General features: G+C 44.1%; 11 protein-coding genes. 4 read left to right on the top strand and 7 right to left on the bottom strand.

Translation table 11 applies throughout. The features are described from left to right. Positions 1-157: 157 nt before the first annotated feature. Both ACXAH6_RS18150 and ACXAH6_RS18145 read right to left on the bottom strand, forming a co-directional pair. Entirely contained in the window at positions 158-1,453 is a 1,296-nt protein-coding gene (locus ACXAH6_RS18150; protein WP_474879144.1) for an outer membrane protein transport protein, read from the bottom strand. Between the two features lie 376 nt (positions 1,454-1,829). Further along, entirely contained in the window at positions 1,830-2,669 is an 840-nt protein-coding gene (locus tag ACXAH6_RS18145) for a DMT family transporter (protein WP_474879143.1), read from the bottom strand. Between the two features lie 68 nt (positions 2,670-2,737). On the opposite strand from ACXAH6_RS18145, the gene ACXAH6_RS18140 reads away from it, so the two are divergent. Continuing rightward, positions 2,738-3,157: a GNAT family N-acetyltransferase gene (locus ACXAH6_RS18140; RefSeq protein ID WP_474879141.1), complete on the top strand. Its 420-nt coding sequence runs from the start codon at positions 2,738-2,740 to the stop codon at positions 3,155-3,157. A 113-nt stretch (positions 3,158-3,270) separates the two neighbouring features. Here the strand turns inward: ACXAH6_RS18140 and ACXAH6_RS18135 are convergent, their stop codons facing one another. The 4 genes from ACXAH6_RS18135 to dapA form a co-directional block, all read right to left on the bottom strand. Further along, positions 3,271-3,816 (bottom strand): YcxB family protein, encoded by a 546-nt coding sequence (locus ACXAH6_RS18135; RefSeq protein ID WP_474879140.1) that lies wholly within the window; start codon positions 3,814-3,816, stop codon positions 3,271-3,273. An 84-nt stretch (positions 3,817-3,900) separates the two neighbouring features. Then, a complete protein-coding gene (gene purC / locus ACXAH6_RS18130; RefSeq protein ID WP_474879139.1) occupies positions 3,901-4,614 on the bottom strand; it encodes a phosphoribosylaminoimidazolesuccinocarboxamide synthase in 714 nt (237 codons plus the stop codon). Positions 4,615-4,627: 13 nt separating this feature from the next. After that, complete coding sequence (gene bamC / locus ACXAH6_RS18125; protein ID WP_474879137.1) at positions 4,628-5,743, bottom strand: outer membrane protein assembly factor BamC; 1,116 nt, start codon at positions 5,741-5,743, stop codon at positions 4,628-4,630. Positions 5,744-5,752: 9 nt separating this feature from the next. Beyond that, positions 5,753-6,640, bottom strand: coding sequence for a 4-hydroxy-tetrahydrodipicolinate synthase (gene dapA / locus ACXAH6_RS18120; protein WP_474879136.1), 888 nt, complete (start codon positions 6,638-6,640; stop codon positions 5,753-5,755). A 319-nt stretch (positions 6,641-6,959) separates the two neighbouring features. On the opposite strand from dapA, the gene ACXAH6_RS18115 reads away from it, so the two are divergent. Together ACXAH6_RS18115 and bcp are read left to right on the top strand one after the other, a co-directional pair. After that, on the top strand, positions 6,960-7,523 hold the full coding sequence (locus tag ACXAH6_RS18115; RefSeq protein WP_474879134.1) for a glycine cleavage system transcriptional repressor: 564 nt from the start codon (positions 6,960-6,962) through the stop codon (positions 7,521-7,523). Next, positions 7,498-7,968: a thioredoxin-dependent thiol peroxidase gene (gene bcp / locus ACXAH6_RS18110; RefSeq protein WP_474879132.1), complete on the top strand. Its 471-nt coding sequence runs from the start codon at positions 7,498-7,500 to the stop codon at positions 7,966-7,968. Before ACXAH6_RS18115 ends, bcp begins: the two co-directional genes overlap by 26 nt. A 42-nt stretch (positions 7,969-8,010) precedes the next feature. Here the strand turns inward: bcp and ACXAH6_RS18105 are convergent, their stop codons facing one another. Beyond that, positions 8,011-9,084, bottom strand: coding sequence for an AI-2E family transporter (locus ACXAH6_RS18105; RefSeq protein WP_474879131.1), 1,074 nt, complete (start codon positions 9,082-9,084; stop codon positions 8,011-8,013). 239 nt (positions 9,085-9,323) lie between these two features. Between ACXAH6_RS18105 and bepA the strand changes: the two genes are divergently transcribed. After that, complete coding sequence (gene bepA / locus ACXAH6_RS18100; RefSeq protein ID WP_474879129.1) at positions 9,324-10,781, top strand: beta-barrel assembly-enhancing protease; 1,458 nt, start codon at positions 9,324-9,326, stop codon at positions 10,779-10,781.

Genomic DNA, 10,781 nt, shown 5'->3' with positions numbered 1-10,781 from the left:
TATTGTTGTGGGGATTTTGGGGTTAGCATGGTGAACACTCCGAATTTCACTATGCCTATTAGATCAAAGCCCCAGACTTTCGTCTAGGGCTTTTTCAACAGTCTGAGGCCCTGTTAAAAACAGGGCCTTCTCTATTTACCGTTAATAAAACGCGTTATTAAAAGCGGTAGTTAACCTGAGCACTGAAAATATGAGCGTTAGCAGATTGCTCCGCCGACAACGAGCTAGAAATAGTACCTAGACCAGACACACTGATGTCATTTTCGCGTTCAACAACTGCATCGCTACCAACCAAATATGCATAACCAAGATCGAATGAAATTGCGTCATCCAATTTATACGTTCCACCAACTGAAACCCAATGACGGTCGGTATCAGGAATACTCAATGAACGATGTGCGGTTGTTACAGCACCTTCGTCATAGGCATAGCCCGCACGTAAAGTTACTTGCTCATTTAACAAGTAAGTCGTACCAACACTTACACGCCATGTATTTTCAAAGTGTTCTTCTTTAAGTAGCAAGTCTGTACCTGAAGACAAGTTTGCTTCAAGCTTTTCAAAAACACTCCACTCGGTAAAGTTTGCGCTAAATTGCAAAGACCATTGATCATCGAGCTTTTGGTTTACAGCAAACTCTGCAATTGCAGCAAGATCCAGATCCAGAGATCCAGGTTGATTCAATGCTTCAACCATATCAGAGCTCACTTCACCGTCTAACGACAATTCAGTTTTTGCACGATAGCTCAACGCTACTGTTGTATCAGCCGTTGCTTGCCACAATGCACCTAGATTCCAACCAAAGCCCCAGTCATCACCTTCTAATTTCAAGATGGTGGCGTTTCCTGGCACTGCACCGCCTGTTAAGCCATAAATAGCTTGTGGTGTTGAAGTACCAATTTCCGCTTCTGCATAGGTTGCGCTTAGGCCAAGACCAATGCTCAAAGTATCAGTAAGTTTGTAAGCAACAGTAGGATTAAACGTAAACGTGATCACCTCAGCGCGATCTGCAAAATGTAGCGCATTGTATGTATCAGAATAGTCAGTAGAAAGACCGTAATTAGCAAACAGTCCTGCTCCAACTGATACTTTGTCGTTAATCGGTGTAACAACGAAAAACGAAGGGATCAGTGCGCTTTCTGCAATATCTTTTTCACTTGCATCTGCCGTTACCGGTGTACCACCCATATCCACTGTCATTTCCCCCTCAATATCGACATTAGGGTTGATGTAGTTAACAGCGAAGCTCATTTCCGTCTTGTCGAAAGCGGTAATCGCACCGGCATTGGTCGCCAAAATTGAAGCGTTCTCTGGCGTAGCGGCTTGCCCTGCAAAAGCACGGCCTAAACCATTCGCACTGTGTTCATTCACTTGAAAGCCAGCAGATAGGCTTGAAAACGAGGCCGAAGCAAGGGCTACACCTGCCGCGACGGGCAGAAGTCGAAGATTTTTCATTGGATTACTCTACTACTAGAAAAAGGCGTTAAGAAAAGTTATATATTCTGTCGATTAATCAGACAGATAATTATTGATATTGAATTCGGGCAATGATGATACGCGTGATATAGACAGGCTTCAATGGTCGCAACAATCAACTGCTCAATAAAACAGCTATTTTGCGTATTTTAACGACAAATATGTGTATTTTTGTGGTGAGTTACTGCATTTTCCCCAACATTTGGTAAACCAAATGTAAAACCAAAGAAAAAGGCGTCATTGCTGACGCCTTTCCTCCATAGCATCAAACTCAAGAGGTCAAATTCATGATTACTGTGGTCTAACCGCAGGAAACAATTCATGTGAATATGTTAATAAAGCGCTTAAAATTGGTTTAAGGCGCTTTTTTAAGCAAAACCACGAGGGAAACACCGACTAAAACGGCCATGCAAGAGAATAAAATACGTGCAGAAATCAATTCATCTAACCAAACGGCGCCCATAAAAACAGCGATAACAGGCACAGAAAGCTGTACTATTGATGCAACCTCTCCTCGTAAATGAGGAATAACCTTGTACCAAACTGCGTAACCTAAACCCGATGTTATACCACCTGAAATGAGCGCAAGCACAACACCTCGCGCTGAATATGCACCGGAATATGACACAACAACGAGTACGGTAGTTGGCACACAAGCCAGCATAAAGTTAGAAGCCGTTGCTCTCAGTGGTTGCCCCGACGTTTTCCCGCGGATCGAATAAACAGCCCAACCGCCCCCAGCCAAAACCATAAGTAATACAGGGAGCAAATTAGGTGCTTGCGCCCCAGGCAATAGTAAAACGACTAACCCTATCGCCGCTAACGCAACACCTCCCCATTGCCAAACTGACAATTGTGCACCCTTTATATAATTCCAAAGCATCATGGTAATCTGCACTGTCCCGAAGAGAATCAATGCTCCCATACCGGTATCCATACTGACATAAGCAAAGGAAAACCCGCTTGCATAAACAAACAACGCCAGCGCTGAAGGCCAACTCCCCTCACCCGATTGCGCTGGTTGTGAAAGCTTCACCATCAGTGAAAGTACAATCGCACCAGACAGCAACCGCAGAGCCGTAAACTCAGTCGGCCCAATTTCACCATCGATTAACGCCATACGACAGAGCAATGAATTTGCCGCAAACGCCAACATAGCTATCGTGGTATAAGCACATACCTGCAACACATTCATGAGTTAATCCTTTTGTTTTTAAGCGATTTTTGGCAATCTGGCGATATTCAATTGAACGACTGTCGCACATGAAATTTTCAATTACCACCAACAAAGCAAAAATAGACCTTAAAGTAGTACACGCATTTTTGAGTAACAGTTATTGGGCAAAAAATATTGCCATTGACACCGTCGCGCGCTGCATAGAACATTCACTGAGCTTCGGTGTGTTAGACGAAAATGGGAAAACGGTGGGCTTTGGGCGTTGGATAACAGACCAAACAACTTTCGCTTATTTGTCTGATGTGTTTATTTTAGAAGCGTATCGCGGTCAGGGGCTAAGTAAGTATTTGGTTGGCACTATGCTTGAGCATGAGGCACTACAAGGCCTTAGAAAAGTGATGTTAACGACAAAGGATGCGCAAGGCCTGTATGCAAAATTTGGTTTCGAGCAACTTACTCAACCCGAAATGATCATGCAAAAAGTGACGCCATCGCCATATGGCTGAGAAAAGTAACCCACTTAAGCTGAGATGTCAGATGGTCACCGTAATCCCTTGGTGACCTCGCCTCAAATATCGCCAGACAAAACCTGTGCGTTTCAATAAAGTTTGCTACCGCATTACATGCACTTGCTTTTGATGAACTGAATGCATGATTTCCGATGTTCTGGTGAGGTAAACTCATTGGCATCAATTAAGATGGCCATTAAGTTATCTATGTACAAGTACACGTTGCCATGATCATTAGTGACAGACTGTATAGCACCCCACTGATATTCCGTTGTAATTTTCGCACTTTTAAATGTAATCCCAGAGTCGTTTAGGATTAATTCACGAAAAGCGAGTATGGTGCCATGTTCAAACGGCATCATCGCTTTACGCAGATTCTGTACCTTCCAAGCATAAGTGAAAAAGAACGCAATAACAGGGGTATACAGTATCGCGATGTTTTCAATAGATATTGATGTAAAGCCTTTTTTCGCAACTTGAAAAAAGTACATAAAAGCCACAGCTAACACTAACCAAATAAAGAAACTCTGTATAAACCCGCCCTTTTTACTTTTACGAGTAATAGCCTGGCGAACGGAAAATTGAGAAAACTGTTTGTAAGTTTTTAACGGTATTGCGGCGTTAAAGTGGAACTCAGGAGAAACATCACTAGACAATGCCCAATACTCCTTATCAGACTTAAAAAGTTGCTGAGAATAAAAAAACGCCCCGGTGTTTGACCAGGGCGCTTCATTTTTGGATTAAAGTGCGAAGCCCAAACGCTCAGCGACTTCGATGTAGGTTTCGACTACCGACCCTAACCCTTGACGGAAACGGTCTTTGTCCATTTTTTTGCGAGTTTCTTTATCCCACAAGCGGCAGCCGTCTGGCGTAAATTCGTCGCCAAGAACAATATTACCTTGCGCATCAAGACCAAATTCAAGTTTGTAGTCGACCAAAATCATACCAGCTTGATCAAACAGTGCTTTTAGCACACTGTTTACAGCAAACGTCAGTCGTTTCATTTCAGCGATTTGAGCTTCTGTTGCCCAACCAAAAGAAACGATGTGGAAATCGTTCACCATCGGATCGTGTAGCGCATCATTTTTTAGGAAAAATTCGAACACTGGCGGATCGAGAAGTAAGCCTTCTTCTACGCCCAGACGACGAACTAAAGAGCCCGCAGCCACGTTGCGCACAACGCACTCTACTGGGATCATATCAAGCTTTTTCACCAGTGAATCATTGTCAGACAATAAGGCTTCTACTTGAGTAGCAATACCAGCGTCTTCCAATTTGTTCATAATGAAATGGTTAAATTTGTTATTCACTTCACCTTTACGGTCAAGTTGCTCGATTTTTTCGCCATCAAAAGCGGAAGTATCGTTGCGGAACTCCAAAATGAGCTTGTCACTATCGTCAGTTAAATAAACCGTTTTTGCTTTACCGCGGTAAAGTTCGTCGCGTTTTTCCATGGGGCTTCTCAAATTAAATATCGAGATTGTCTTCCGACATCACTCGAACAAATGAATCATAAAGATTAGAAACGACATTCGCCTCGAAAGGCTCATTCTCAGTGCTCTTAAAGGTGATAGACGTTTTGTTACCCAAATCACCCACTACGAGATGATAATCATCATACTCTAGCAACTTTTTCGCGTCAGAAGAGAATAACCCCTTCCACCAAGAACTTTGTTCATCAGTATAGGTGACGAACAACAAGCCATTGGATTTATCTAAATCTTTTACGTTAAAACCAAGTTTTCTCAGTACCAGTAACAAACGTGGCCATGCAATATCGTACTGCGCGTCTACCACAAATGCGGGGTTGCCATCTTCATCAAAGCCCATGTTCATGGTAAGCCCCTGACGAATCTGAGCGATGCGTTGGTTTGTTTTTACTTGATTTTCATATTCGTAATGACTAATGACACTATTGAGGATCGCCACTTCTTCTCGGCGTTGAGCAATGTCATCGATGTCGCTTTTGACTTCCTCGCCCTTAGTCACCATATAATCGACGAGTTCAGCACTCAGTGCAGCTGTGCGGCCATGGGGTTTAAGCTGAAGCGTGAACTTGAAACGGCGCCCAACTTCCACCTTTTCTTCGTCCCATGAATACCAACCTTGATACCATTTTTCTTCATCTTCTGTCCGAAGCACAGCCCAGTCTGTAACCAACACACCGGCTTCAGGGTCGAAAGAATCAACACCAATGCCTTGCTTGTCTAAATAATTGATCAGAGAATCCCACACGGCGTTACTTAACGGTTGGCTATCGTCAACCTGATCGAACCACACAGTAGCGGAACGGCTGCCTTCTTCAACATGCGACCCTGCCACCAAAGGCAAGACCAATGCAGGAGACTGAATAACGAGCTTTTTGCCTACCAATGTTTGGTCTGCATTCTCGCCGAGTTTAGGTAATTCGTAATCGTCTGAAAACTCAGGGCGATCAAGGTCTGACGGCACTTTCATTGAAGTGCGTTCTTTTGATTTCAGGTAGTCGTAGCTTCCTGATGCAGTTACTCTATCAACCTGACTCGCACATCCTGCAAGTACAGCAACAGTCAAACTACTTAACAATGCCAGGCTTTTTTTCATTTATTATCCTTATTCACCAGAAATCAATGCATATTCACGAAGTATTGCTTCGATTGCATTTTTGCTTTCAAGTTCCGGTAAAACCATTGGCAAACGTAAAAAAGGACTTTTCATCATCCCCATTTTGTACAACGCCCATTTGGGCATCACTGGATTCGGTTCAATAAACAACCCAGTATGCAATTTGTAAACAGTGTCGTTAATTTCACGACAACGGGCAAAATCACCAGCTAGGCCAGCTTCACACATTTGTGCAATTGCGCGAGGCGTGATGTTTGCCGTAACAGAAATCACGCCGTGACCGCCTGCACACAAAAACTCAGCACTCGTGCCGTCGTCGCCACTCAAGAATACAAAATCGTCGCTTACAAGCGGTTGCATTGCTTTTAAACGTGCAATATCACCGGTTGCGTCTTTCAAACCAACAATATTTTTGTGTTGAGAAAGCTCTGCAACCGTCTCAGGAAGCATGTCTGCAACCGTGCGGCCTGGTACGTTATAAAGAAGTACTGGAAGGTCTGTGGCGTCGGCAACCGCTTTAAAGTGGGCAACCATACCTTTTTGCTGAGGCTTGTTGTAATAAGGAACAACACTTAAGAAACCGTCGATACCTAAGCCAGCCATTTGCTCACTCAAGAAGATAGCTTCAGCTGTTGAGTTGGCACCGCTTCCCGCAATGATTTTAGTGCGTCCAGCGGCAGCAGCAACCGTGTGTTTGACCACTTCTACGTGCTCATCAAAAGGCAGAGTAGCAGATTCACCGGTTGTACCAACCGACACAATCCCATGAGTGCCTTGTTCAATATGAAATTCGACGAGTTGAGCTAACGCATCGTAATCAATAACCCCGTTGTCATCCATTGGGGTTACGAGTGCAACGTAACTGCCAGTAAACATAATCTCTCCACTTTTTAGTGAGCGCACATGGTAATTATCTCAACGCCTAAACACAAGATGCGGAACGTGTTGAAAACGTAATATTACTGATTTTTTCGCCAAGATCGCTCAGATTGACTAGTGTTTGACCAAATATGAGGCATCAACGAAACCTTTATCACCATAACCAAGAGCTTATACAAACCAAGTGGGTGTGCTAAGATCGGGCTAACATTAACGGTTTACCGATTTTTCAGGCATTGGTATCACATCGAGTAAATGGTGCGTGTAAGCTCTTTTAGAGTTAAACACGGAAGAATAACAATAAGGATTTTCGTCGATGCAACATCAACTTATCGTGGTCATTCTCGGCACAGACAAACACGGTATCTTAAGTGAAATTTCTACCACTGTAAGTGAAGCGAACTGTAATATTTTAGACAGCCGCCACGCCATTTATGGCCGAGACTTTTCTCTAACCATGATTTTAGAAGGCTCTCATACCGCTATCACACGAGCGGAACTCACCTTACCGGGTTTGTGTCAGCGCCTTGATCTTTTATCCATGATGAAGCGTACCAGCGAGCACGAAAAACAAAACCTCGAGCACATGTTCTTCGTCGAATTTCGCGGTAAAGATACACCGGGGCAAATAAAAAAAGTCACGGGCTTTTTTGCGGATTGTAACGCGTCGATTTCTGCCTTTCGACAACACACATACAATGACGATACAACCGGTGACAAAATGACACGCTGTAAATTTATGGTCACCGTCGCAGACCCGATTAATTTTGAACAGTTACAACAAGGCCTCATGGCATTGTTCAACGAGCTAAACCTGACAGGCACTATTGCCGATCAAAATCAAAAGGAAAACAATGAACACATTACAAGCTGGGACTAAAGCCCCGTTATTTACCTTACCAGACCAAGACGGCAACGATGTATCACTCGCCGATTTAGCCGGTAAAAAAGTACTGGTTTATTTTTATCCCAAAGCCATGACTCCAGGATGCACGGTTCAAGCGCAAGGCTTGCGCGACGTAAAAGCAGAACTTGAAAAACGCAATGTAGTCGTATTGGGCGTTAGCCCTGATGCAGTAAAACGCTTGCCTAAGTTTATTGAAAAAGAAAACCTCAACTTCACGCTTCTTTCAGATGAAGATCACAAAGTTGCTGAAGACTTCGGCGTATGGGGTTTGAAGAAGTTTATGGGTAAAGAGTACGACGGTATTCACCGCATTAGCTTTTTGATCAATGAAGAGGGTGTGATTGAAAAAGTATTCAATAAGTTTAAGACCAAAGAACACCACGTGGTAGTGCTTGAATACCTAGACAACGCAGAATAACCCACACCAGAAAACACAAAGAGGGCAAGCGCCCTCTTTTTTTTAATCCGGTGTAATCTCGGTCCCGACTGGGTTACTCGACCACGCGGTAACAACCGCTTTGACGAGTGTGGCAAGCGGGATGGCGAAGAACACTCCCCAAAAACCCCATAACCCACCAAAGAACAGCACTGCAACAATGATGTACAAGGGGTGCAAACTCACCGCTTCAGAAAAGAGTACAGGCACCAACAAGTTACCATCTAAGGCTTGAATAACACCGTAAGCCACCATTAGCCACCAAAAATCAGGCGTAAGCCCCCATTGGAACAATGCCACAACAGCAACAGGGATGGTCACTACAGCTGCGCCAATGTATGGAATTAACACCGACAGCCCGACTAATACCCCAAGCAACAATGAATAACGTAAATCCATCACGGCAAACGTTACACACGACACCGCGCCTACAATCACAATCTCGATCACCTTGCCACGGATGTAATTGGCAATTTGTTGGTTCATCTCGCTACCAACTTGAGAGATAAGACGACGCTCTTTTGGCAACAATCGTGAAATGCTGTCTACAAAAAACGGCTTATCTTTCAACATGAAAAACACCATAAGTGGCACTAATATCAAGTAAATTAGCAGCGCAGCTAAATTGCCAATTGTATTCACCGACGCCGACACCACCTGTTGCCCAAACTCCACCATGTGGTCATTCATGCCTTCCATCATTTGATGGATCTGTTCAAACTGCACAAACTCTGGGTATTTGCTCGGTAACGTCATCAGCCAATCTTGGGCTTTTTGCCAAATATTGGGCAACTCTTGAATAAGACTCACACTTTGTTTGGTTACAACGGGCAATAAACCAATCACTAAAAGTACAATTACGGTGATAAACATCACCATAACAATTCCACATGCGGCGCCGCGCCCTACTCCCACCTTATTTAATTGGCTCACCGGCCAGTCGAGTAAATAGGCAATGACAGCGGCAACGATCACCGGCATCAATAACCCACCCCATACAAGTAACAAGGTACTGGTGATTAATATAAGGATGAGCAGCATTGCCGCATCGGGATCGGAAAACTTGCGTCGGTACCATCGACCGAAGACACTGAACATGGAATGACTATTCCTTTATTTTTAATAAGCAACCCTGATCATAGGGTAAACCCATAGGGTTACGCAATAAGGACAAGTACTGGTTTTTCCAGTAAAAACACTAAATTGTGGGCATGGTGGCTAGAATAAGCAGGGCGACTACGGCACAATATTTAAAAAATACGATGAAACATGAAACTCAACGCGATAAAACGTGTTCTAACGCATAGCTTTACGAAATACGCAACGAACTGGATTGAATGAAGATTTTCTCACTTAAAAATACGATCGCCGCTTTATTAGTATCTGTCGTTTCTCTCAATACAGTGTGGGCACAAGACAAAGGTAAAAATGCTTTACCTGAAATAGGTGTGGTCGCATCAGAAGTGCTGACACTGGAAAAGGAATCGATTATTGGCGACGCCATTATGCGTCAGATGCGTGGTCAAGCCCCGTTAATACAAGACCCTTTATTAGACGAATACCTGCAAGATATCGGCAATCGACTCGTTGCCAATGCAGACAACGTGAAATTCCCATTTAGCTTTTTTTGGATCAATAACGACGCCATTAACGCCTTTGCATTTTATGGTGGTCATATTGGCGTACATTCTGGACTGATTCACAATGCAGAAAGCGAAAGTCAGCTAGCGTCGGTACTGGCACACGAAATTGCCCACGTTACCCAACGTCACCTTGCGCGCAAAACACTGGCACAACAACGTGCTACGCCATTACAAATAGCGTCCATGTTGGGCGGTATTTTTCTCGCTATCGCCAACCCTGAGGCGGGCATGGCAGCAATTTCAACGACCCAAGCTGCGTCTTCCCAAATGCAAATTGATTATACGCGCTCTAATGAACAAGAAGCCGACCGGATCGGTATCGATGTACTTGCTCGTTCGGGTTATGACCCAAATGCTGCTGCGAGTTTTTTCGGCATTCTTGCGGCACAATACCGCATGGTATCGCGTCCCCCAGCGCGGTTGTTGTCTCACCCATTAACAGAGGCTCGTATTGCAGACGCGCGTTCACGTGCCCGAGGTTATTCCCAAGTCACGGTACCTCCGAGTTTGTCATTTCATTTGGCTAAAGCACGTATTATGGCGCGCTACACCTTTGATGAAGACTATGCATTTGACTACTACACCGCGGCACTGGATAAAAACAAATATGTTTTCAAACAAGCGGCACAATATGGGCTTGCCATAGCCTTATTGAGAAAAAACGAAGCGGCGAAAGCCAAGCCAATTATCGAGGAATTGTTAGACGCTGACCCGAATAACTTGTTCTATCTCGATGTCGCGACGGACACATACCTAGCACTCGGAAAAACCAAACAAGCTATCGCTTTATTGATGCCACACTTCGAGTTTACGCCCCGCAATGGTGTGTTGGCGATGAACTTGTCTAATGCATTAATTAAAGACGAGCAATATGATCGGGCCATACAAATTCTGCGCGATTACCTGCTGGTTAATGAAGGCGACGAAATTGCTTATCAAATGTTGATAGAGGCATATCAAGACTCGCGTCAATTGAAAGACATGCACCAAACCAAAGCGGAACTGTTTGCCTTATACGGCGCATATCGTCGAGCCATAGACGAGTTGCAGTTTGCCTATAACTTTTCAGGCGACAATCACCTTGTAAAGCAAAGGATCCGCGCTCGTATCAAGCAATTCAGAGACGAAGAAGACAAACTCAAACGGCTGTAA

It is taken from the genome of Alteromonas sp. ABE4_545, assembly GCF_056161325.1.
The sequence above is the reverse complement of the archived record's forward strand: the minus strand, read 5'-3'. Positions and strand labels throughout refer to the sequence as shown.

Coding starts and splice junctions, on each gene's coding strand:
- ACXAH6_RS18150 (WP_474879144.1), bottom strand. CDS start 1,453: ATGAAAAATCTTCGACTTCTGCCCGTCGCGGCAGGTGTAGCCCTTGCT.
- ACXAH6_RS18145 (WP_474879143.1), bottom strand. CDS start 2,669: ATGAATGTGTTGCAGGTATGTGCTTATACCACGATAGCTATGTTGGCG.
- ACXAH6_RS18140 (WP_474879141.1), top strand. CDS start 2,738: ATGAAATTTTCAATTACCACCAACAAAGCAAAAATAGACCTTAAAGTA.
- purC (WP_474879139.1), bottom strand. CDS start 4,614: ATGGAAAAACGCGACGAACTTTACCGCGGTAAAGCAAAAACGGTTTAT.
- bamC (WP_474879137.1), bottom strand. CDS start 5,743: ATGAAAAAAAGCCTGGCATTGTTAAGTAGTTTGACTGTTGCTGTACTT.
- dapA (WP_474879136.1), bottom strand. CDS start 6,640: ATGTTTACTGGCAGTTACGTTGCACTCGTAACCCCAATGGATGACAAC.
- ACXAH6_RS18115 (WP_474879134.1), top strand. CDS start 6,960: ATGCAACATCAACTTATCGTGGTCATTCTCGGCACAGACAAACACGGT.
- bcp (WP_474879132.1), top strand. CDS start 7,498: ATGAACACATTACAAGCTGGGACTAAAGCCCCGTTATTTACCTTACCA.
- ACXAH6_RS18105 (WP_474879131.1), bottom strand. CDS start 9,084: ATGTTCAGTGTCTTCGGTCGATGGTACCGACGCAAGTTTTCCGATCCC.
- bepA (WP_474879129.1), top strand. CDS start 9,324: ATGAAGATTTTCTCACTTAAAAATACGATCGCCGCTTTATTAGTATCT.